This window comes from Bradyrhizobium sp. 199, assembly GCF_023073355.1.
Taxonomy (GTDB): Bacteria; Pseudomonadota; Alphaproteobacteria; order Rhizobiales; family Xanthobacteraceae; genus Bradyrhizobium.
Genome location: NZ_JADPJI010000004.1, coordinates 112,445 through 133,238, shown reverse-complemented (window position 1 = coordinate 133,238; position 20,794 = coordinate 112,445). Strand labels below are relative to the sequence as shown.

The 20,794-nt window shown below is 63.1% G+C and carries 22 protein-coding genes and 1 tRNA gene; 11 read left to right on the top strand and 12 right to left on the bottom strand.

Annotated features, from left to right (window positions below; all coding sequences use genetic code 11):
* Positions 1-97: 97 nt before the first annotated feature.
* The gene (locus IVB28_RS07785; protein WP_247525493.1) at positions 98-436 is read right to left on the bottom strand and encodes a P-II family nitrogen regulator; all 339 of its coding nucleotides are present in this window, start codon (positions 434-436) and stop codon (positions 98-100) included.
* Between the two features lie 239 nt (positions 437-675).
* Here IVB28_RS07785 and IVB28_RS07780 point away from each other — a divergent pair, with 239 nt between their 5' ends.
* Positions 676-1,587, top strand: coding sequence for a DUF4339 domain-containing protein (locus IVB28_RS07780; protein WP_247525492.1), 912 nt, complete (start codon positions 676-678; stop codon positions 1,585-1,587).
* Between the two features lie 40 nt (positions 1,588-1,627).
* Here IVB28_RS07780 and tesB read toward each other — a convergent pair whose 3' ends face one another.
* Positions 1,628-2,491 carry an acyl-CoA thioesterase II gene (gene tesB / locus IVB28_RS07775; RefSeq protein ID WP_247525491.1) on the bottom strand — a complete coding sequence of 288 codons (864 nt, stop codon included), beginning with the start codon at positions 2,489-2,491 and terminating at the stop codon, positions 1,628-1,630.
* A 203-nt stretch (positions 2,492-2,694) separates the two neighbouring features.
* On the opposite strand from tesB, the gene IVB28_RS07770 reads away from it, so the two are divergent.
* A complete protein-coding gene (locus IVB28_RS07770) occupies positions 2,695-3,915 on the top strand; it encodes a ubiquinone biosynthesis hydroxylase (protein ID WP_247525490.1) in 1,221 nt (406 codons plus the stop codon).
* 109 nt (positions 3,916-4,024) lie between these two features.
* On the opposite strand, the gene IVB28_RS07765 is transcribed toward IVB28_RS07770, so the two are convergent.
* Together IVB28_RS07765 and IVB28_RS07760 are read right to left on the bottom strand one after the other, a co-directional pair.
* Positions 4,025-4,222 (bottom strand): Trm112 family protein, encoded by a 198-nt coding sequence (locus IVB28_RS07765; protein WP_247525489.1) that lies wholly within the window; start codon positions 4,220-4,222, stop codon positions 4,025-4,027.
* Between the two features lie 123 nt (positions 4,223-4,345).
* Positions 4,346-4,876 (bottom strand): TetR/AcrR family transcriptional regulator, encoded by a 531-nt coding sequence (locus tag IVB28_RS07760; protein WP_247525488.1) that lies wholly within the window; start codon positions 4,874-4,876, stop codon positions 4,346-4,348.
* Between the two features lie 103 nt (positions 4,877-4,979).
* Between IVB28_RS07760 and IVB28_RS07755 the strand changes: the two genes are divergently transcribed.
* From IVB28_RS07755 to IVB28_RS07740, 4 genes are all read left to right on the top strand, one after another.
* Positions 4,980-5,330 carry a hypothetical protein gene (locus IVB28_RS07755; RefSeq protein ID WP_247525487.1) on the top strand — a complete coding sequence of 117 codons (351 nt, stop codon included), beginning with the start codon at positions 4,980-4,982 and terminating at the stop codon, positions 5,328-5,330.
* A 326-nt stretch (positions 5,331-5,656) separates the two neighbouring features.
* Positions 5,657-5,935 (top strand): PepSY domain-containing protein, encoded by a 279-nt coding sequence (locus tag IVB28_RS07750; protein WP_167772224.1) that lies wholly within the window; start codon positions 5,657-5,659, stop codon positions 5,933-5,935.
* Between the two features lie 60 nt (positions 5,936-5,995).
* Positions 5,996-6,574, top strand: a complete 579-nt coding sequence (locus tag IVB28_RS07745; RefSeq protein ID WP_247525486.1) for a cytochrome b/b6 domain-containing protein — start codon at positions 5,996-5,998, stop codon at positions 6,572-6,574.
* Between the two features lie 180 nt (positions 6,575-6,754).
* On the top strand, positions 6,755-9,256 hold the full coding sequence (locus IVB28_RS07740) for an EAL domain-containing protein (protein WP_247525485.1): 2,502 nt from the start codon (positions 6,755-6,757) through the stop codon (positions 9,254-9,256).
* Positions 9,257-9,455: 199 nt separating this feature from the next.
* Here IVB28_RS07740 and IVB28_RS07735 read toward each other — a convergent pair whose 3' ends face one another.
* Together IVB28_RS07735 and trxA are read right to left on the bottom strand one after the other, a co-directional pair.
* Positions 9,456-10,133, bottom strand: a complete 678-nt coding sequence (locus tag IVB28_RS07735) for an LON peptidase substrate-binding domain-containing protein (protein WP_247525484.1) — start codon at positions 10,131-10,133, stop codon at positions 9,456-9,458.
* A 34-nt stretch (positions 10,134-10,167) separates the two neighbouring features.
* A complete protein-coding gene (gene trxA / locus IVB28_RS07730; RefSeq protein ID WP_247525483.1) occupies positions 10,168-11,091 on the bottom strand; it encodes a thioredoxin in 924 nt (307 codons plus the stop codon).
* A gap of 274 nt (positions 11,092-11,365) precedes the next feature.
* Here trxA and IVB28_RS07725 point away from each other — a divergent pair.
* Positions 11,366-11,440, top strand: a tRNA-Gly gene (locus IVB28_RS07725).
* Positions 11,441-11,582: 142 nt separating this feature from the next.
* On the opposite strand, the gene IVB28_RS07720 is transcribed toward IVB28_RS07725, so the two are convergent.
* Entirely contained in the window at positions 11,583-12,233 is a 651-nt protein-coding gene (locus tag IVB28_RS07720) for a nucleotidyl transferase AbiEii/AbiGii toxin family protein (RefSeq protein ID WP_247525482.1), read from the bottom strand.
* Positions 12,234-12,236: 3 nt separating this feature from the next.
* Entirely contained in the window at positions 12,237-12,497 is a 261-nt protein-coding gene (locus IVB28_RS07715; protein WP_247525481.1) for a hypothetical protein, read from the bottom strand.
* Positions 12,498-12,689: 192 nt separating this feature from the next.
* On the opposite strand from IVB28_RS07715, the gene IVB28_RS07710 reads away from it, so the two are divergent.
* The 3 genes from IVB28_RS07710 to IVB28_RS07700 all read left to right on the top strand — a co-directional run bounded on the left by IVB28_RS07710 (position 12,690) and on the right by IVB28_RS07700 (position 16,120).
* Positions 12,690-13,676 (top strand): NAD(P)-dependent oxidoreductase, encoded by a 987-nt coding sequence (locus IVB28_RS07710; protein ID WP_247525480.1) that lies wholly within the window; start codon positions 12,690-12,692, stop codon positions 13,674-13,676.
* Positions 13,677-14,055: 379 nt separating this feature from the next.
* Positions 14,056-15,348 carry a PQQ-dependent sugar dehydrogenase gene (locus IVB28_RS07705; protein ID WP_247525479.1) on the top strand — a complete coding sequence of 431 codons (1,293 nt, stop codon included), beginning with the start codon at positions 14,056-14,058 and terminating at the stop codon, positions 15,346-15,348.
* A gap of 178 nt (positions 15,349-15,526) precedes the next feature.
* Positions 15,527-16,120 (top strand): c-type cytochrome, encoded by a 594-nt coding sequence (locus tag IVB28_RS07700; RefSeq protein WP_247525478.1) that lies wholly within the window; start codon positions 15,527-15,529, stop codon positions 16,118-16,120.
* Positions 16,121-16,136: 16 nt separating this feature from the next.
* Here the strand turns inward: IVB28_RS07700 and panE are convergent, their stop codons facing one another.
* The 4 genes from panE to IVB28_RS07680 all read right to left on the bottom strand — a co-directional run bounded on the left by panE (position 16,137) and on the right by IVB28_RS07680 (position 19,910).
* On the bottom strand, positions 16,137-17,060 hold the full coding sequence (gene panE, locus IVB28_RS07695) for a 2-dehydropantoate 2-reductase (RefSeq protein WP_247525477.1): 924 nt from the start codon (positions 17,058-17,060) through the stop codon (positions 16,137-16,139).
* A gap of 109 nt (positions 17,061-17,169) precedes the next feature.
* Positions 17,170-17,778, bottom strand: coding sequence for a 2-hydroxychromene-2-carboxylate isomerase (locus IVB28_RS07690; protein ID WP_247525476.1), 609 nt, complete (start codon positions 17,776-17,778; stop codon positions 17,170-17,172).
* Between the two features lie 94 nt (positions 17,779-17,872).
* Positions 17,873-19,222, bottom strand: a complete 1,350-nt coding sequence (locus tag IVB28_RS07685; RefSeq protein WP_247525475.1) for an MATE family efflux transporter — start codon at positions 19,220-19,222, stop codon at positions 17,873-17,875.
* Between the two features lie 91 nt (positions 19,223-19,313).
* Complete coding sequence (locus IVB28_RS07680) at positions 19,314-19,910, bottom strand: DUF2239 family protein (protein ID WP_247525474.1); 597 nt, start codon at positions 19,908-19,910, stop codon at positions 19,314-19,316.
* A 174-nt stretch (positions 19,911-20,084) separates the two neighbouring features.
* On the opposite strand from IVB28_RS07680, the gene IVB28_RS07675 reads away from it, so the two are divergent.
* The gene (locus IVB28_RS07675) at positions 20,085-20,750 is read left to right on the top strand and encodes a glutathione S-transferase (protein WP_247525473.1); all 666 of its coding nucleotides are present in this window, start codon (positions 20,085-20,087) and stop codon (positions 20,748-20,750) included.
* Positions 20,751-20,794: the final 44 nt, after the last annotated feature.

Sequence of the window (20,794 nt, the reverse complement as noted above, 5' to 3'; positions counted from 1 at the left end):
TTCGTTGCCCGGTGCGATCGACGAAGAATTTATCTGGTCAGAGCGTTTCCGAGCGAAGTGGATACCGGCTCGCGTCAAGAAAACGCGTCAACAAAATCTAGAGCGCGTCGCTGTCGGTTTCGCCGGTGCGGATGCGCAGCGCGTGGTCGATCGGCGTGACGAAGATCTTGCCGTCGCCGATCTGCCCGGTGCGCGCGGAGGCGGTGATCACACTTACGGCCCTGTCGGCGATATCCGAGGCGACCGCGATCTCGATGCGCAGCTTGGGCAGGAAGTTCACGACATATTCGGCGCCGCGATAGATCTCGGTGTGGCCCTTCTGGCGGCCATAACCCTTCACCTCGGTCACAGTCATGCCGTGGACGCCGATCGCCGTCAGGGCCTGGCGGACCTCGTCGAGCTTGAAGGGTTTGATGATCGCGACGACGAGTTTCATGGTCAGGCCTATTCCCCGGGATGCGCCGCGCCGTATGTCCCCGGCGCTGCGTCAATCTGGCATCTTTCCGGGCAAATGGCATAAAAAAGTTGCAGGTTGAAGCGGAAAAACGTTTGGCCATGTGAATGGCCGCCTCTGTACAGGGCAGCCGTTCATCCTTCACAATGCATTTTTGGCATGGATGCGATGAACCCAAGTATCCGGGCCGGTACATAAGTAATGTTCGAGGGGGACGGTACATGGCGAGTTGGTTCTACGCATCCGAGGGCAAGCAGCAGGGGCCCTTTCCGGAGGGGCAATTCCGTGACCTCGTCGCCCAGGGCGTCGTGCGCCCGGATACGCTGGTGTGGACCGAGGGCATGGCCGGCTGGCAGAAGGCCGCCGAAATCCCCGGCCTGGTCGGGGGCGGCGGCGCGCCGCCGATGATGCCGGCGGGCGGCCCGCCGATGATGGGCGGAAGCGGCTATGGCGGCGCCGGCGGTTATGGTGGCGGTGGCGGCGGCGGAGGATCACTGGCCGTCGATTTCGGCATCCTCGAGTTCACCTGGCGCACGCTCGTGCTGCTGATCGGCTCGTGCTTCGTCATCCCGGTGCCGTGGCTGTTCGTCTGGTACACGAAATGGATCGTGTCCTGCGTAAAGGTCCCCGGACGCCCCAATCTCAGCTTCACCGGCAATGCGATGACGCTGGTGCCGTGGTTTTTCGGCTTCATCGTTCTGGCGATCGCGATCGGCTTCATCGGCAGCCAGATCGTGAGCAATCTGCTTTTTATCGTGCAGCTCGTTCTCTATTGGCTCCTGATCAAATGGATGGTCGCGAACCTTGCCTCCAACGGGCAGCCGCTGGGCTTGAGCTTCACGGGGTCGATCTGGGCCCATATCGGCTGGAATCTGCTGTTCGCGATTTCCATCATCACCATCATCGGTTGGGCCTGGGTCGCGGCGGCACAGCTGCGCTGGTTCTGCCGCAGCATCGAAGGCACGCGGCGCGAGATCGTCTTCAAGGGCAGTGGTCTCGGCATCCTCTGGCGCGGCATCGTCGCCGCGATCCTGTGCAGCCTGATCATCCCGATCCCGTGGGTGTATCGCTGGATCATGAACTGGTTCGCATCGGAGACCGTGCTGGCTCCGCGCGGGTCCCTTGGCGCATGATCCGGAAAGCCTCGAATGCGAAGCCGCGCGTTCGAGGTGACTATCCCCTCCGCTCGCGCACAGAACCTTCCTGCGCGACGGAGGCGACCAGCGTGCCATCAGGCTTGAAGATCGAGCCGCGGGTGAGGCCGCGGCCACCTCGCGCGCTCGGCGAATCCTGCGCGTAGAGCAGCCATTCGTCGGCGCGGAAGGGGCGGTGAAACCACATCGCGTGGTCGAGGCTCGCGGGCATCATGCGCTTGTCGAACAGCGTGCGGCCATAGCGCGCCATGATCGCATCCAGCAGCGAGAAGTCCGAGGCGTAGGCGAGCGCGCACATGTGCAGCGCAGGATCGTCCGGCAGCGTCGCCGCGGTCTTGATCCAGACATGGATGCGGCCGTCGTCGATCTTCTGGCCGAAATAGCGGCCGAGTTCGACCGGGCGCAGCTCGATCGGGCGATCGGATTCATAGTAGCGGCGGATGAAGTCCGGCATCTCCCGGAACATCGGCTGCTTCGCCACCTCCTCCGCGGTGAGTTTTTCCGGCGGCGGCACATCAGGCATCCTGTCCTGATGGTCGAATGCGCTCTCCTCGTCGGCATGGAACGACACCATGATCGAGAAGATCGCATTGCCGTGCTGGATCGCGGTGACGCGGCGCGTCGAGTAGCTCTTGCCGTCGCGCAAGCGCTCGACTTGGTAGATGATCGGGATCTGCGGATCGCCCGGCAAGACAAAATAGCAATGCAGCGAATGCGGCAGTCGTCCCTCGACGGTGCGGCAGGCCGCCACCATCGCCTGCCCGATCACCTGGCCTCCAAAGACTCGCTGCCAGCTCGTCTTCGGGCTGTTGCCGCGAAACAAATTCACCTCGAGCTGTTCGAGGTCGAGGATCGAGATGAGGTCGATCAGGCTTTTGGACATGGTGGTGCTTTCAAAATGCCTCGTCATTCCGGGGCGCACGGAGTGCGAACCCGGAATCTCGAGCTGACGACCTCTGGATTCCGGGCTCGCGCTCGCGCTCGCCCCGGAATGACCGAATGAGGCCATCCCGCCCTTGTTTCACCGCACTGTTTCGCCCACCTCAAGTCTGCTAGCAAGACCAGGATTTGACCGGGAATTTGGGTATGTCGGTACAGGGTAGCATTGTCATTGGCGGCGGCGCGTTTGCAGGGCTGGCGCTGGCGCTGGCGCTGCGACAGGGGCTCGGGCCCGAGATTCCCGTCATCGTCGCCGATCCCGCGCTCGGCACGCGGCCGAGCCGCGACCCCCGGGCCACCGCGATCGTGGCCGCCTGCCGCCGCCTGTTCGAGGCGATCGGCGCCTGGGAGGACGTCAGGAGCGAGGCGCAGCCGATCCTCGACATGGTCGTCACCGATTCCAAGCTGGAGGACGCCACCCGTCCGGTATTCCTCAACTTTGCCGGCGATGTCGCGCCGGGCGAGCCCTTTGCGCATATGATCGAGAACCGCCGCCTGATCGATACGCTGGTGGCGCGCGCCGAAGCCGAGGGCATCGACCTCCGCGCCACCACGGTGGCATCCTATGATGCGCGCGCGGAGGGGATCGACGTGACACTAGGCGATGGCAGCGTCATCGCCGCCAGCCTGCTCGTCGCCGCCGACGGCGCGCGGTCAAAATTGCGCGAGCGCGCCGGCATCGCGACCCATGGCTGGGAGTATGACCAGTCCGGCATCGTCGTCACGGTCGGCCATGAGCGCGATCACGAGGGCCGCGCCGAAGAACATTTTCTTCCCGCAGGCCCGTTCGCGATCCTGCCGCTCTCGGGCAGACGCTCGTCTCTGGTGTGGACCGAGCGCCGCGCCGAGGCCGCGCGCATCGTTGCGCTCGGCGACGAGGCATTTCACGCCGAGCTCGAGCAGCGGTTTGGCCTGCATCTCGGCGAGGTGAAGGCGCTCGACAAGCCGCGCGCCTTTCCGCTGTCCTATTTCGTCGCGCGCTCGTTTATTGCCACCCGCCTCGCGCTGGTTGGTGATGCCGCCCATGTCATCCACCCCATTGCGGGCCAAGGCCTCAACATGGGCCTGAAGGATGTCGCGGCGCTGGCGGAAGTCGTCGTCGATGCCGCACGGCTCGGCATGGATATCGGCGGGACCGACGTGCTCGAACGCTACCAGCGCTGGCGCCGCTTCGACACCATGGCGATGGGTGTTGCCACCAACTCGCTGAACTTTCTGTTCTCGAACCAGTCGACGCTGCTGCGCACCGTCCGCGACATTGGCCTCGGCCTCGTCGACCGTGCCCCGCCGCTGAAGAACCTCTTCATCCGCCAGGCCGCCGGGCTCACGGGCGAGGTGCCGCGGCTATTGAAGGGCGAGGCGTTGTAGCGGCAATTTCTCCTGTCGTCCCCGGGCGCGGCGAAGTCGCAAGCTAGGCACCCTACCCGCCTTCGCCGGGATGACACCGGGGCGTTGCGGCGCAGCCGTCGCAAGATATTCAGTCGATCTTCCGCGCCTCTTCCGGCAGCATGATCGGAATGCCGTCACGGATGGGATAAGCGAGCTTGGCGCTGCGCGAGATCAGTTCCTGCTTTGCAGCATCGAACTCCAGCGGTCCCTTGGTCAGCGGGCAGACAAGAATCTCCAGCAATTTGGGATCGACGCTGGCTTCGGGACGGTCGGTGGGCGGGTTCATGGGAGTCTCCGGCAATCGGTTGCCTCTAGCACAGAAATTCGGGCCCGCCCATCACGGGTGCCAACGCGTTTTCCTGCCAAGTAGGAACCGGTTCGCGTCAAGAAAGCGCGTCAGAATATGAATTTATGCGGAGACCATTGTTAGGACCTCGTCGAGCAGCGCCTGGAGCCGTGCGGCCGGCAGGGGCGCGGCTGACAGGGCGAAGCCGAGAAATGTCCAGTACAGGATCTGTGCCCTGGCCTGCGCCGTTGCCGGGGCAAGTCCGCGCTTGTCCAGCAGCCCCTCGATATAGTCGAGCCTGCGGCGATCGATTGCGCGTACGGCCCCTTGCGCAATCGCATCGAAGGCCGCCCAATTGCGCACCGCGCGCTCGAGATCGAGCCGCGCGCCGAACGACCTGCGCAGCAGCGCCTTCAGTGGCTCATCGCTGGCGGCTTCGACGTCGGCGATGATCTGCTCCGCTGCGATCTCGCGCCAGCGCTTCAGCACGGCTGCGTGGAACGCACCGAGATCGGCGAAATGCCAATAGAAGCTGCCACGCGACACGCCCATGGTCTTTGCCAGCGGATCGGCCTTGAGCGACGTGAAGCCGCTTTTGGCGAGCGCCTTCAGACCTTCCCTGATCCAATCGTCGGCGGAAAGCTGTTCGGTCATGTCGCGTTCCCATGGGCCTGACCATACACTAGTGTATTGACAGGCGGCAGGCCAGCGCCTATCTCCATACAGTACTGTATAGATGAAGGAGGCGAGGTCTGCGATGCGTGATCTGCTGCTGCAATGTGCCGGCGTCGCCGGAATCGTGGTTGCCCTGATCCATGGCGTGCTGGGCGAAACCAAGGTGTTCGCCAAAGCGACCATCACCCCGGAACGCCTGCGCATGCTGATCCGGCTGGTCTGGCAGGCCGGCACGGTGGCCTGGATCGGCGGCGGCGTGCTCCTGCTTGCGGCGCCCATGTTGGGATCGGACAGCGCGCGGCACTGGATCGTGGCGACGATCATCGCCGTCTACGGCTTTGCCGCCATCGCCAACGCATGGTGGTCGCGCGGACGCGGCTTTGGCTGGAAGGCCCTCACCGCCGTGATCGCGCTCGCGGCCGCAGGATACTGAACCTGCCGATGCAATCCAAGGAGGCGGACGCTGATCGATCGTGTTCATCGCACCATCGACGATGGCGCCGCCATGTTCGTCTGAACCGCCCCGACAAGATGAATGCGCTCGACCCCGCGGTTAGCAATCCATCCGACCCGTGAGGCGTAAGGCCGCAGCGACCCTGCGCGTGCCCGCTGAATGCGGCGAGCACTGATCTTTTGGCGGCCGTTAGAACAACTCTAAATCCAAATGGCCTCGTACCGGATTGACTTCACCATCACCTTTGCTTCCTTCAGTCCCGCTTCGCGGGTCGCGTAGCGCGCACGACAGAGGAGGAGACGTTCGTGAAGGTCATTCGAGTTGTTGCCATTGCACTGACGGTCGGGATGGGCATGGGGTCGGCGGCCATGGCCGACGGATTCAAGGATTGCACCAAGCTTGACAAGGCGTCGTGGAAACCGGCCAGCGAGGCGGAAGCCAAGGCCAAGGCGCTCGGCTATGAAGTGCGGCGCTCCAAGATCGAAGGCTCGTGCTACGAGGTCTACGGCGTCAAGGAAGGCAAGCTTTACGAGCTGTTCTACAGCCCGGAAGATCTGAGCCTGAAGAAGACGGTCGCCAAGTAAGTCGCGAGCGCGACGAGATCTGCGCAAAGCAGGACTTGAGGATGGCCTTTGCTTGATGCGATGCCAGAAGCGCGCGGGGTGTCCGACAGGCCCCCCGCGCATCGATCCGCTTCGCGGACGGTCGCAGTCTGGGATCTCCCGCTGCGCCTCTGGCACTGGGCTCTCGCGGCCTGCGTTCTGGCCGCGTGGTTCACGCCCACCGTCTATGATCGTCTTCACCGCATCGTCGGATATGCGGTGCTCGGGCTTCTTGCCTTCCGTCTGGCCTGGGGCTTTTGGGGAAGCCGCTATTCGCGCTTCCGTATGATCAGGGTCAGGCTCCGGGCTGCGCCGGGCTATCTCTGGAATCTGCGCCGCGGCATCACCGGTCGCTATATCGGACTCAATCCCGCCGGCACGTTGATGCTGGTGGCGCTGCTGGTCTCGCTCGCGGTTTCGACGATCACGGGCGCGATGTCGGTGACCGTCACGTTCTTCGGCGTCTGGTGGGTCGAGGACACCCACCATTATTCGTCGGATGCGGTCATCGTCCTCGTCGTGCTGCACGTGCTTGGCGTGCTGCTGATGGGGATTCTCCAGCGCGAGAATCTCATCCGCGCAATGCTCACCGGCCGCAAGCACATCCGCAATCGCCCCTAGACCTTCGTTGCCGATCATGGCTGTGGCGCTTACGGCGCGGCATCGTCGCGCCTCGATTGTCGGGACATTTCAAATTGCGCAGATGCGCTTAATGCATCGATAAGCATCCAATCAGCCACGGCACAAAATTAACGCGATTAGCTCGTTTCTAATCGACGATGCCGCCGATGGGAGGCCTGGATGTTTCGCGTTTTGTCTTGCCTTACTGTCGAGCATGATTTTCGGCTCGTCGTCCTCGCTGGTCTCGTCTGCTTCGTCGCGAGCATGGTCGCGGTCAGTATTTTCCATCGTGCCATCGCGGTGCGCGCAAGAACGCGCCTGATCTGGATCGCGATTGCCGGTGCCGCCATCGGATACGGAATCTGGGCAACCCATTTCGTCGCCATGCTCGCCTACGAGCCCGGCGTTACGACCGGCTATGGCATCGTGTTGACAGCGCTTTCGCTGGCCATCGCAATGCTTCTGACCTCGGGGGGCTTCGGCGTTGCGGTCGGCGATTCCGGCCGTTGGCGGGCGGGGGCAGGCGGCGTCATCATCGGCGGCGGCATCGCCAGCATGCACTATCTCGGAATGTGGGCACTTGAAGTGCCCGGCCGCGTCGCATGGTCGCTCGACCTCGTGCTGGTCTCGATCATTCTGGGCATGTGCTTCGGCTATGCCGCCCTGGCGGTCGCGATCAAGTACCGGAGCTACCGCGGAACGCTCGCGGCGGGAGTCCTGCTGACACTCGCCATCATGTCGCATCATTTCACGGCGATGGGCGCGGTGCACATCACGCCGGATCCAACGCGTGCGACAGGCGCCCTGTCGCTGTCTCCGGCGGTGCTCGCGCTTGCGATCGCCGGTGTCGCACTGTCCGTGCTGGGCATGAGCCTGATCGGCGTGCTGGCCGATCGTCGCCTGGCAAGCAGGACCGCCAAGTTCGAGGAGATCATCAGCCAGCTTTCGGACGCCCGGCAGCAGCTCGAAGATTCGCAGCACGAATTGCAGGAGCAGACGCTGAGGCTGGATACGGCGATCAACCATATGGTCGAGGGCCTTTGCATGTTCGATGCCGAGAAGCGGCTCGTAATATGCAACGAACGTTACGCCAATCTGTACCGCCTGCCGCCGGAGTTGCTGCGCCCGGGAACGCCGCATGGCGACATCATCAGGCATCGCATCGTCAGCGGCACGCTCAAGGGCGATCCCAGCGACATCGCCGCCAAGCGGCTGATCGCGAAGCTCGATGCCCTGCCCGTCAATGCGGTTTCGAGTCGGATCGACGAGTTCTCCGATGGCCGGTTGATCTGCGTGACGAGGCAGCCGTTGGCCGGGGGCGGCTGGGTAGCAACCCATCTCGATGTCACGGAGCAACGCCGGTCCGAGGCCAAGATCGCCTATATGGCGCAGCATGATGCGCTGACGGAGTTGCCGAATCGCATGCTGCTGCGGGCGCGTTTGGATCAGGCCTTTTCCATTACGCGCAATGGCGACCTCCATCTGGCGGTCCTCATGCTCGATCTCGACCGCTTCAAGGAGGTCAACGACACGCTCGGACATCCGGCGGGCGATTCGCTGTTGCGCGCGGTGGCGATGCGCTTGCGCCAGTGCAGCAGGGAAATGACGTTGATTGCCCGGTTGGGCGGCGATGAGTTCGCCGTCGTGGACTACGCGACGAATCCGGTCGTAGAGGCGGCCGCCCTCGCGGAGACGATCAAAACAGCGCTCAGCGAACCCTTTGATCTCGGCGACCATCAAGTCACGGTGGGAGCCAGCATCGGCATAGCCATAGCGCCCGGCGATGGCGCCGATTCCGATGTCATTCTCAAGAGTGCCGATCTCGCCCTCTATGCGGCGAAGGCCGGCGGACGCGGCGCAATCCGTTTCTTCGAGCCGGAGCTGGACCAGCTCATGCACGTCCGGCGCAACCTGGAAAAGGACATGCGGAAGGGGCTGGCGCGAGGTGAATTCGAGCTTCACTACCAGCCGTTCGTGAGGGTAGAGAGCGGACGAACCTGCGGCTACGAGGTGTTGTTGCGGTGGCATCACCCCGAGCGCGGTCTGGTCTTGCCTGGTGAGTTCATTCCGCTCGCCGAGGAAACTGGCCTGATCCTGCCCATCGGCGAATGGGTCTTGAGGGCGGCCTGCGCCGAGGCCGCCAACTGGCCTTCGGATCTGACGATCGCAATTAACCTGTCTCCCGCTCAGTTCAGGAGCAAGGAGCTCGTCTCCATCATTGTCGGCGCCCTCGCAACCTCAGGGATTGATCCGCAAAGGCTCGAGCTCGAAGTCACCGAAACGGTCATCATGCATGATAGCGAAGCGGTGTTCGCAGCCCTCGGGCGGTTGCGCGAGCTCGGCGTGCGAATTGCCCTCGACGATTTTGGTACGGGCTATTCGTCGCTGAGCTTCCTGCAGAAGTTTCCGTTCGACAAGGTCAAGATCGACCGCAGCTTCGTCAGTGAGCTCGCCAGCGAGCGGGAAGAGGCGCGTCGAATCGCCCGTGCCGTGGTTACGTTCGCCGTCAGCCTCGGCAAGACGACGACCGCCGAAGGCGTCGAAACCGCCGAGCAGCTCGCTATTCTGCGCGAAGAAGCCTGTGCGGAGGCGCAGGGCTATTATTTCAGCCGGCCCATGCACGCCTCCAGGATCGCGCAATCCACCCAGCGGAAGGCCGAAGCGGAAATCTGCGCAGCCTAGAGTGTGATGAGACGACGCTTGATCGCCTCAACGGCGGAGGTGCACTCCCTCTCTCGCTTGCGGGAGAGGCTTGGAGAGAGGGTGCTTCAGCAATCGAGAGCCCCCGTGTGAAAAGAGCCCTCACCCGGCGCGTCGCGCCGACCTCTCCCGCAAGCCGGGAGAGGTGAACGAGCCGCAGCACTCGATTTAACTTAGACCCTCACTGCAGCGGAGGATCGCCGCTGGTGCGCTTCTTGGCGAGGTCCATCTCGGTGACGGCGATCAGAATCTCGGCGCGGGTCTTCAGGTCGGGCGCCTCCAGCATGGCCTGCTTCTCCGCGGGGCCGTAGGGCGACATCATCGCCAGCGCATTGACGAGCGCTTCGTTGGGCGCGCTTTCGACGCCCTCCCAGTCGACCTTGAGATTGTTGGCCTTCAAGAAGTCTGCCAGCACCGCCAGCAGCGCCTCGCGATCGACCTGGTCCTCGCCCATGCGCGCGGTGAAGTCGTCGACGAAGGCGAAGAAATCCACCTTGCATTGACGGTAGGCGGTGAGCACTTCGAGTTCCTCGACCACCTTGAAGCGCGAGACGCCGGTGAGCTCGAGGATGTAGCGACCGTCGCCGGATTCGGCGAGCTGGGTGATGCGGCCGACGCAGCCGACGCGGAACAGCGTCGGCTTGTCGGAATTTTTCGGCGAGTGCGCGATGTCGGGCTGGATCATGCCGATCAGGCGATGGCCATCGCGGAAGGAATCATCGACCATCGCCAGATAGCGTGGCTCGAAGATGTTGAGCGGCATCTGCCCGCGCGGCAGCAGCAGTGCGCCCGGCAGCGGAAAGACCGGAATGATCTCCGGCAGGTCGGCGGGGCCGCGATATTCGATGTTGATCGGCATCTGCCCGGTCCCCCCTGGCGTTGCCAGCACGCCCTTACGAAAACAGGATCGTCGACAAACGCTTGCGGCCCTCGACGGTTGCATCATCGGTGCCGCCCCAGGCCTCGAAGAACTGCACCAGCTGCCTGCGGGCGCCGTCGTCGTTCCATTTGCGGTCGCGCTTGATGATCTCGAGCAGCTGCGCGGTGGCGGCAGCGCGGTCGCCTTGCGCGTTGAGCGCGGTCGCCAGGTCGAATCGGGCCTGATGATCGAGCGGGTTTGCGGCGACTTTCTGTTCCAGCTCCGCGACCGGTCCGAGCGATTGGGCCTGCTCGGCGAGATCGATCGCGGCCTGCACGGCCTTCACCGCGGGGTCGTTGCGCTTGGATTCCGGCACCATGGCCAGGGTCTGCTTGGCCTGCTCCATCGCGCCGGAGACGGCGTAGCATTTTGCGAGGCCCGCGAGCGCGGCGATGTTGGTCGAATCGTGCTGAAGCACCTCGGCATAAATCTGCGCGGCAGCCGCGGCGTCGCCCTCCGCGAGCACGGCCTCGGCCTCCTGCAGGATTTCAGCGATATTCGGCTCACCCGGCGCGGTCACGCCCTTGGTCAGCTTTTCGATGAAGGCGTTGAGCTGGCTCTCGGGCACCGCGCCCATGAAGCCGTCTGCCGGCTGGCCGTTGACGAAGGCGATCACGGCCGGGATCGACTGGATGCCCATCTGGCCCGGGATCGCCGGGTGCTGGTCGATGTTCATCTTGACCAGCTTGACCTTGCCCTTGGCCGCCTTGACCGCCTTTTCCAGCAAAGGCGTGAGCTGCTTGCAGGGGCCGCACCACTCCGCCCAGAAATCGATCAGCACCGGCTGGCGCTTCGATTCCTCGATGACGTCCTTCACGAAGGTCTGGGTGGTGGTGTCCTTGATCAGATCGGCGGCAGCCGGGCCCGCCGCTCCGTTACCCTGGTCGATGATCGTCACGGGATCCCCTCGTCTGATGTCCGGAATGGCGGGTCTTTAGCATGCCGCCACTTCCTATGCTTCGCTGTCGGCTCCTAAATTGGGCCGATTGGACCGAATTTCAATCCACCGCGGCCGATTCGCAGGTTCCGGGGCTTTTTCGGGCGATTTGGTCGCATCCGGGTCCCATATGGGCCTCCAAATGCGAATTGATGCCGCCGGTAGCTGTTGCATTCCCCTCCCGCTTTTGGCATACGACAGCCGTTGCCGGCGCGTCACGCGACCGACACAGGATGCGGGTGTAGCTCAGTGGTAGAGCACGACCTTGCCAAGGTCGGGGTCGAGGGTTCGAGCCCCTTCGCCCGCTCCAATTTTTTCAGAGCAATCCAGAAACAAGTTAGCTGTCCCCGCGGGGGCGAGCCGTTGCACCGGTTTTGGTGCGGTCGCGCAGGGCTGTTTCAGGTCCCCGGACTGGAATGAGCGCCAATCCGGATCAGGGACGATTGACCTGGCTATACAGCGCGAAGAAGGTCTTTGGTCTTGTCCAGCGCCAGGTTCGCGAGCCGCTTGTAGGGGTCCTTGATTGAGAGCTGATTGATCACTGCGCTCACGTACTCAGGCTTAAGTTTGCTGATTGTGGACAGCGTGCCTGCGACTCTATCGCGATAGCTGGCCAGTTCCTTGATGATGGTCTCCGCATGTTTTTCGCTGCCCGCCGCGATGTCAAATATATCGCGCGGCGCGATGCTCTCGCCCCGATGATAGACCTTCTTCACAATGATTTCAGGGATTGTCTCCAGGAGCACCACTTCGCCTTCGACCGTCGCTTGTGTCGTCGGCGAGGTAGTTAATGACGGTGCGACGATAAAATCGATCTCCCCAATTTCGAAGCCGAGCTTCAGCAGCCGCGTGCCGTCTCCCCTGTAATCAGCAGGCGCAATCTCGAAATCGAAGTCATGCTTTTGCGGATCGAGAAAGGAAAGAACCTGAGGATCCGGGAGAAATATATCGATATCGTTGCTCATCCGATGATCGATTTGCAGCATCATGGCTGTGCCGCCGCCGAGCGTCCAACGATCAATGATTTGCTGTTCGGCGTTGACTTGCCGGATCATTGCACAGGCAATGCGGAAAAGCTGCGCCCAATCTGATTGAGCGCTCATCGGCTACGCTGCGAGCGGAAAGGATTGTCCCGAAAACTCGGCAAACGCTTTCGCTGCGGCAACCAGTTGATCTTGGCTGATGCCGTACGCCTCAGCGAACGCGATCTGCAGTTCGGGTTCGACATCCCCAAAAAACGACGACATGGGACCGCAGGCCGCCTTCGCCGAAGCAGGGTCAAGTAGACAATGGACAAGCCCCTGCGCATCCAGCTTCTTGCCGTACGGCGCATTCACAGTCGACAGAACAAGGAGAGGGCTCTTCATCTGCGTCACTATCCAGATATCCGGCCAATATAGGATCGATCCGGGAGCATCCACACTCCTCCCAACTGTCTTCGCAGTCAATTTGTTCTTTTTCCGTTCTGTCTGCGTGCGCAGATCAGCTAACACCTCAACCGAACGCCTGGGAACGTAGGCGGTTTTCCGTCGTTGGCGGGCGGGTTTAATCGGTCTCAAATGCTAACTCTGGTCACCGGCAGTGCCGGCCATCTCGGTGAAGCCATTCTTCGCACCCTGCGCGAGCGCGGGTCGCCCGCGCGGGGGGTCGATCTGAAGTCCTCGCCCTTCACCGACGCGGTCGGCTCGATCGTCGACCCCGGCTTCGTGCGGGCGCAGATGGATGGCGTCTCGGCCGTGATAAATACCGCGACGCTGCACAAGCCGCATGTGGCGACCCACTCCAGGCAGGATTTCGCCGATACCAACGTGTCAGGCACGCTCAATCTGCTCGAGGCGGCAGTGGCCGCCGGCGTGACGAGCTTTGTCTTCACCAGCACCACCAGCGCGTTCGGCTGGCAGCTTCGCCCAGAGGCGGGCGAGGCGGCCGTGTGGGTCACCGAGGACCTGCCGCCGGTGCCGAAGAACATCTACGGCACGACCAAGCTGATGGCCGAGAACCTCTGCGAGCTGTTCTATCGCGATCGCGGACTGCCGGTCGCGGTATTGCGGACCTCGCGCTTCTTTCCGGAAGACGACGACGATCCGGCGATGCGATCGTCCTACACGAACGCGAACGCGCAGGCCAACGAGCTGCTCTATCGCCGGCTGGATATCGCGGACGCGGTGAGCGCCCATCTGCTCGCCGCCGAACGCGCCCCGAAGATCGGCTTCGCCCGCTACATCGTCTCCGCGACCAGCCCGTTCGAGCCGCGCCATCTCGCCACGTTGGCGCGCGATGCGGCCGGCGTCGTGCGCGAGCTCTATCCGGATTGCGCGGAGCTCTATGCGGCGCGCGGCTGGAACCTGTTCCCCGCCATCGACCGCGTCTATGTCAACGAACGCGCACGGCGCGAGCTGGGCTGGCGGCCCGAATTCGACTTCGCGCACGTCCTGAGACGTCTGCGCGATGGCCGCGATTTTCGCAGCAGGCTGGCGCAGGAGATCGGCTCGAAAGGCTATCATGACACGGTTTTTGACGATGGGCCCTATCCCGTCGCCCGCTAAGCGCCGCGTTTGCCATTTTGCCCGACAGCTCAAATGGGTGCGCGGCGTCACATGAGCAGCGCGACTCGCCCGGTTCTACTTTGCATGGGGTTGTTTTCGCGTTTTGGGTTGCTCGCAGCTCGTGCCTGCCCGCAAATGAGGCGGGCGCGGCCTTTGATTCCGCGTTGCAGCGAGAGCGTAGTGGCCGCCGCGTTTGCCCTCATTGACATCCGTCTCAATTTTTACGCGGTGCAACCGCGGTGCATGCGCCGCGCTTCTCAGCGGTCGCAGATGTGCTAACCTTTTTGCGTCTGTCGTCTCGACCGACCCAAACTTCGCCTCTCGACTAGCAAAATAAAATAATGCGCAGCCCTGACGGCTGCCTTAGGGGAGTGACGCGATGAAATTCCATCGATCCGTCTTTCAATCCGTCTTTCAATCCGTCCTGGCGCTTGCAGCGGTTGCCTTTCTTGCAGGGACAAGTGCCGGCAACGCGCAGCAGCAGGACAAGAACAAGCCGCTGAAGAAATACGAATCCGGCACCAAGGAGTTCTGGACCCATCCGCCGGATGACTGGTTCCTGGGCGACGAGACCGAGGCGCAGAAGGGCCTCGCGCCGCCATCGGGCCCGCCGACCGGCGCGTCCGACGCCGAGCTCGCCAACATCGTCAAGAAAATCAAGCTGCCGCCGGGCTTCAAGATCGAGGTCTATGCCTCGGGCGTGCTGGCCGCGCGGCAGATGGCCTGGGGTGACAAGGGCACGCTGTTCGTCGGCTCGTTCGGCCTCGGCAACGTCTATGCCATCAAGGACAATAACGGAAAGAAGGAGGTCAAGACCGTCCTCAAGGGCCTGAACATGCCCACCGGTCTCGCCTTTCGGGATGGCGCGCTCTACGTCATCGCCGTCGACAAGCTGATCCGCTACGACAACGCCGAGGCCAATCTCGACAAGCTCGGCGACGGCAAGGTCGTCTATGACGACATGCCGTCCTATGCCGCGCATGGCTGGAAGTACATCGCGGTCGACAAGGAAGGCTGGTTCTTCCTGCCGTTCGGACCGCCCTTCAACATCGGCATTCCGCCGACCAGTGTGTCGCAGATCCGGCGCGTCGATCCCAAGACCGGCAACGCCGAGATCTGGGCGCTCGGCGTTCGCAACTCCGTCGGCGGCGATGTCGATCCGCGCACCGGCAAGCTCTGGTTCACCGAGAATGCCCGCGACTGGATCAGCGACGATCTGCCCTCGGACAAGCTGAACATGATCAACCGGATCGGCGAGCATTTCGGCTATCCCTATTGCCACCAGGGCAACCTGCCTGACGACAAGTTCGCGATGGGCCACAAGTGCTCCGAGTTCACGCCGCCGGTGCTGAACTTAGGGGCGCATGTCGCTCCGCTCGGCATGAAGTTCTATACCGGCGACCAATTTCCGGCCGAGTACAAGAACAACATTCTGATCGCCGAGCACGGCTCTTGGAATCGCCACAAGTACCAGGGCGCGCGGATCATGCGGGTGATCGTCGGGCCCGACGGAAAGAACGCCAAGCAGGAGGTGTTCGCCTCCGGTTGGCTGGAAGGCGACCAGGGCTATCTCGGTCGTCCCAACGACATCCTTCTCGCCAAGGACGGTTCGATCCTGGTCGCCGATGACTGGGCCGGCGCGATCTACCGCATCAGCTACAGCAAGAAGTAGCGTTCACACGGTACGAAGGCTGCGGTGGCCGGAAGGTGCCGCAGCCTTTTGCTTTTAAGTTGATGTCGTTCCGGATCGCGCGTCGGTGCGGGTCCGGAACCCACGACCGCAAATCGAGGTTATGGGTTGCGAGGCCCTCTTCGGAGGGATGATGTGTTTGTCGGATCGGGATTCAATCATGCGCCGCCAGTTTTCTTCGTATGTCGTCGGCGCGCTTTCGCTCGCAGCGCTCGCATTCCTTCCAGCCGAGGCTGCCGACAATTCTGCGATCAAGGAGAAGGCTTCGGTTTGCTCCGGCTGCCACGGCGAGAACGGCATTTCGCAGACGGAGAACATCCCCTCGCTCGCCGGTCAGCCCGATCAGTTCATCCAATGGCAGCTCGTGTTCTTCCGCGCAGGCTCGCGCAAGAACGACCAGATGCAGCCGATCGCCGAGGAGATCACCAACGAGGACATCCGAAATTTCGGCGCCTATTTCTCGCAAATGGCGCCGCCGAAGGGACCGGAAGATGGGGATCCGAACCTGTCGAAGAAGGGCGCGCAAGTCGCCGCCGGGCGCCGCTGCGCCTCATGTCATTCGGATAACTTCGTCGGCACCAAGGGGGTCGCGCGGCTGGCCGGCCAGCGCGAGGAATATCTGGTCAAGGCGCTGCATGACTACAAGGCGGGCCAGCGCGTCGGCGGTGGCGTCGCCGCGATGGCCGATGTCGCCTACCACATGAGCGACGAGGAAATCACCGCCGTCTCGCACTATCTCGCACATTTGAAATAGCGCTGAGCTGTTGCAGCTAGCCCGCCCGCTGCTTCTCATACGCCTTCAGATGCGTGTAGGCGATGCGCAGCTTCGGCACCGGCACCTTGGCAGCGTCGGCACGCGTGATGAGATCGCCGATGACGTGATCGGCTTCGACCGGCAGGCCCGCCTTGATGTCGCGGAACATCGAGGCCGTCATCGGCGAGTCCTCGGTGGTGAGCAAACCTTTGACGCGTTCGAAGAACGGCCCGCCCGGCGTATAGCCCGACGCAGCGGCGATCGCGCTGGTCTCATCCAGCATGCCGAGCAGGAAATCCCGGCCACCTGGAGCTGCAAGGATATTGCCCACAGAGGTGCGCATCAGGCTGGTGGATGCTGCGAGTGAGGAGAGGAACACCCACTTCTCCCACATGTCCTGCATGATGTTCTGGCTGGCGGTGGCGCCAGCGATGCCGCTTTTGAAAGTCTCGTCAATCGCCTTGACGCGGTCCGAAAGCTTGCCGTCGCGCTCGCCGTAATTGATCGACTGCATCGGCTGCAGCTGCACCACCTCGCGCTTCTCGTTCAAGGTCGCGGCGATGGCACAGAGGCCGCCGAGCACGCGCTCCTTGCCGAATTTCTGGTCGAGCGTGTCGAGATGCTTCATGCCGTTAAGCATCGGAATGATCGCCGTATCGAGCCCGACCGCCGCGGCGAACGATTGGATGGCGTCGTCGAGGTCGAACGCCTTGCAGCTCAGAAGGACGACGCCGTATTTGTCCCTGAGCGCATCGGCCTGCACGGTCGGTGGATTTTGCAAAGTCGCATCGCCATTCGGGCTCTTGATGACGAGGCCGGCGCTGGCGAGCTCGCCGGCGCGGCGTGGCCGGACCAGGAAGGTGACGTCGCGGCCGGCCTGCAACAGCCTGCCACCAAAATAGCCGCCGATGGCGCCGGCGCCCACCACGAGGATACGCATGCGATAGTCCTTTTTGTTGCTATTGGCGGTCCATCTATAGTCGGCATTGCGAGCGAAGCGAAGCAATCCGGAATGCCGCCGCGATCACATTCTGCCGCGAACGAAGGGACTACTTGCCCAGCACCATCTCTTCGACCTCGCGCAGCTGCTCCTTGCCGAAGAACATCTCGGTGCCGACGAAGAAGGTCGGCGAGCCGAACGCGCCGCGGGCCACGGCGTCCTCGGTGTTCTTGATCAGCTTGCCCTTCACCTCGGGTTCCCCGGCACGGGCAAACAGTTTTTGCGCATCGAGCCCGGAGGACGCCAGCGCCTTCGCCGCGACTTCAGGATCGTCCATCTTCTTCGGCTCGCGCCACATGTGGTGGAAGGCGGCCTCGACATAGGGCTCGAATACGCCCTCGAGCTGCGCGGCGATCGCCGTGCGCATCAGGTTCAACGTGTTGACGGGGAAAAAGGGATTCATGACGTAAGGCTGGACCTTGAAGCGCTTGACGAAGCGCTCGGTCTCGACCGCGTGGAATTCGCGCTTGTTCTTGATGCCGGCGAGGGTCTCGGCCGGCGACTTGTTGTTGGTCGATTTGAAGATGCCGCCGAGCAGGATCGGGACATATTCGAACTTGACGCCGATGCGCTGCTCGATCGCCGGAATCGCGAGATGGCTGAGATAGGCGTTCGGGCTGCCGAAATCGAACAGGAATTGTGGCGCGGTGCGGGTCAAATTCCATCTCCCTGACTTCTCTTTCGTCCATTGTGGCGCAGCATACGCGACAGGTCCACCGTTTAATGACGATCATAATACCTAGACGAGACGGTCAGATCAGCCGCTCGATCGCCCGCTTGCGCCACACCAGGAGGTAATAGCCCGTCTGCAAAACGAACATGGCGCAGAACACGATGGGATAGGCGGCCCATACGCCAGCAAGGCCGATCGTGTGACTCAGGATCACGGCGGCCGGAAGCTCGATCGCGACAATCGCGAAGATCGAGAGCAGCATCGGCGCCAACGCGACGCCGGCCGCGCGCATCGCCCCGGAAAACACCGTGGCCAGGCCGAACGGCACCGAGCACCACAGGGCGATGTCGAGCAGGCCTTTCGCCAGATCGAGCACGGCACCGTCGGTGATGAAGATGCCGAGGACCGCGCGCGGCGCGAGATAAATCAGTGCCACGAGCCCGCCCGTCAGGACGAGGTTGAAAGCGATCCCGATCCGCACGATGCCGTCGAGCCGGGCTCTATCGCCGCTGCCGACCGCCTGCGCACCGAGGATCGAGACTGCGATCGAAATCGACATTGCCGTGAACTGCGTGTAGCCCATCACCTGGTTGACGGCGCCATAGGCCGCAGTGGCGTTCGACCCAAAGCCGTTGACGAGGCCGAGCAGGACCAGTTCCGCGATCGCCATCACCACCATGCCAATTGCGCTCGGCAATCCGATGCCGAGAATCTTTCCGAGCATGGCGCCGTTGAGCCGCAGATGACGCAGCAGCGCCGCGTCCGGTGCGAGCGCGTGCTTCTTCCGCCGCAGATAGAGGGCCAGCACGATCAAGGTGACCGCATTCGAAATCGCTGCCGCCCATGCCGGACTGGTGATGCCGGCCGCCGGCAATCCGAACGACCCGCGGATCAACAGCGGCGTCAAGATCAGGCCGACCGCGGTCGACAAGGCCAGCGCCAGCAGCGGCGTGAGCGCGTCGCCGACGCCGCGGATCATCGCCGTCATCAGCAGGAAGACGAAGCCGAGCGGCATGGTGAGCAGCGTGATCCGCGCATAGGCGCTGGCGGGAGCGAGAATGTCCGCGGGCGTCGCGAGCGCCAACATCAGTTGACGGCTGAACAGCCCGCCGATCAGCCCAACCGACACGGAGAGCAGAAGGCCGATCGCAAGCGTCGTACCCACGACGCTTCTGATCGTCTCGTGCTCGCGCGCGCCAAAGGCCTGGCCGATCAATACGGCCGCGCCGGTACTGAGGCCCATGACGAAGGCGAACAGAAAGAACATCACCGGAAAGAAAACCGAGACGGCCGCCAGTGCGTCGACGCCGAGCATCTGGCCGAGATAGACGTTGCTGACGGTGCCGAATAGCGATTGCAGCGCGTTGCCCAGCATCAGCGGGGCGAGGAAGCGGAGGAACGTCGTCCAGAGCGGTTTGGTGGCGGGCATGGCTATGTCTTTCGTCAGGGCGCGCGAAGCCGTTGCCGCACAAGGTGCGCGGCTCGGCCGTCGATGAGGTGGAGTGAAAGTGCCGCGCGGTTTAAGTGCGGTCGCTGTAGGCGAGCTTGACGATGTGGTCGCGGATATCGGTCGGCCAGTCGGCGATCAGTCCGGTAAAGCGCCGCCGGTCATCCGCGAACAGCGCTCGCGAAGCTTCCTCGAACTGCGGCAGGTTGCCTGCCATGGTCGACATGAAGTGATACGCCGCATCGCGCGCCTGCCGCTCGCGGTCCTTGTCGCCGCTCGCGCGCCTGGCCTCGTCGACGAGCTTGCGCAGCGCGACGGAGGCGCCGCCTGGCTGGGCATTGAGCCATTCCCAATGCCGCGGCAGCAACGTCACCTCGCGTGCGACCACGCCGAGCTTCGGCCGGCCGCGGCCGCGCGGCTCGCTTGGCGGCGCGCTCTCCTCGACTGGCGGCGGGACGAGCTTCGCAAGCCGTGCCAGGACCTCGCGATCCCCGCCGCGCAGATCGAAGTCGATCGATCGGCCCGTGCCGTCCTCGAAGATGATGATGGGCTCGTCCGGCCGTGGCGCCACCCGCTTGACGACCAGCGCGACTTCTCCGGCCGGCCCGGATGCCAGACGGCGCGGTCCCTGGAAAGCGGTGAAAATCTTCTGCATTGGAATCATTGCCATATTGCCGGTATTGAGCGGTTTAATACCCGGGTATATTTGGAACGTCAATATACCCGGGTGAAAATATCTGACTGGATGGCTCGACATTGTGTTCCCGGGCTGGCAGGTACGCGGGCCGACCGCCATGCCTAGCCACCGCGCCTAGCCACCACGCCTTGCCTTGGGGACCCGCCGATGCTGACCGTTCACCACCTCAACAATTCCCGCTCGCAACGCGTGCTGTGGCTGCTCGAAGAGTTGGGCGTGCCCTACGAGATCGTGCGCTATCAGCGCCAGCCGGATATGCGCGCGCCGAAGGAACTGCGCGCCATCCATCCGCTCGGAAAGTCGCCGGTCATCACCGACAACGGCAATACCATCGCCGAGTCAGGCGCGATCATCGAATATCTCATCGCAACCTACGGCAACGGCCGGCTGATTCCGCCGCCGAATACGCCGGAGCGGCTGCGCTTCACCTATTGGCTGCATTATGCGGAAGGGTCTGCGATGCAGCCGCTGCTGCTGAAGCTCCTGTTCACGCTGATGCCGAAGCGCGCGCCCGCACTGCTTCGACCGCTGGTACGCAAAGTCTCGAACCAGGCGCTGACCACGCTGGTCAATCCGCAGCTCAAGCAACACATGGATTATTGGGAAGGCGAGCTCGGCAAGAGCGAGTGGTTCGCCGGCAACGACTTTACCGCTGCGGACATCCAGATGAGTTTTCCGCTGGAGGCGGCACAAGCGCGCGGCGGGCTCGAGCAGGGCCATCCCAAAGCGATGGCATTCCTGGAGCGCATCCACGCGCGACCGGCCTACGCTCGCGCGCTCGAAAAGGGCGGGCCGTATGAGGTGGGGCGGTAGTTTTTAGCCCCGTCATCCCGGGATGGTTCGAAGGACCAGAAACG